Annotated in this window: 2 protein-coding genes; both read left to right on the forward strand. The window is 36.0% G+C overall.

The window, feature by feature from the left end; translation table 11 throughout:
* Positions 1–369, forward strand: a 369-nt coding sequence (locus NNN71_RS24670) for a hypothetical protein (protein WP_271459588.1), incomplete at its 5' end; no start/stop codon positions are given.
* A gap of 77 nt (positions 370–446) precedes the next feature.
* The coding region (locus NNN71_RS24675; protein WP_271459589.1) for an acyltransferase at positions 447–1091 on the forward strand (645 nt) is incomplete at its 3' end.

Genomic DNA, 1091 nt, shown 5'->3' on the forward strand with positions numbered 1-1091 from the left:
GCTTCATTCTTGTACGAATATGCATATTCTTATCGTATGGTTGGGGATTTAGATAGAGCATTAAATATTATTCAGTCTGTAGATAAGAGAAATGTTAGCAAGAAATGCTGGTTGCTCTGGATTGAATTATCTCAAGTCTTAGGGGATTGGGATAAGGTAGTATATGGTTGGAAAAGCGTTATTCAATATTACTCTGAATGTTTGCCTGATGATGCATGGGTACACCTTAAAAATGCACAAATGATGCTTAACATTAGTAAGGGATTTTTGAGTGATTCTGAAAAGACTAAGTTACTCTTTACTCTTGGGGATGTTGAATCACTTAGTGATAGCCAAAAAGCATTATTGTTAATATCCATGAATACATAATATATAACTCATAGTATATAAGGGGGCACGTGGCCCCCTTTATTTTCTTACTTTATTATTTTCATGATGGAGGCTGTATGATTGTGACTCTCGGTGCTTATGAAGATAAACGTGGGAATGTTATAATCTATAGTGGTGAGCATAGGAATAGTGTAAAGATAACTTTTACTGGTAAAAATAATAGACTTATAGTTGATGAGCGTAGTCAAATAAATAATTCAATGATCCTTTTTGATTGTGACAATGGTCTTTGTGAAATAGGTAATAATAAATTTGTGGGGAACATTCGCATTGGGCAAGATTGTAATGTGAAAATTCGTGATAAAGTCACATGTACAAATAGCTGTATTGTTACCACTGCTGAAGGTGCTTCGGTATTAATTGGCGAGGACTGTATGCTTGCATCATCTGTTGAATTAAGAGCTGATGATGCTCACCCTATTTTTAATGTAAGAACTGGATTGAGAATAAATCAACCTCGGGATATTGTTGTAGGTGAACATGTTTGGCTCGCTGCGCGAACGACTATTTTATCTGGTGGTGTGATAGGTAATGGTAGCATCTTGGGTTATGGCAGTATATTAAAGGGGCAGATTCCTAATAATTGTATTGCTGTTGGTATCCCAGCCAAAGTAAAGAAACGAAATGTTGCGTGGGAACGGCCGCATCTAAGTATAACACCTCCATTTTATAAACCGGATAAAGATAGTATCCCTATTACC

The organism is Kluyvera sp. Awk 3 (assembly GCF_028069715.1).
Lineage (GTDB): Bacteria > Pseudomonadota > Gammaproteobacteria > Enterobacterales > Enterobacteriaceae > Kluyvera > Kluyvera georgiana_A.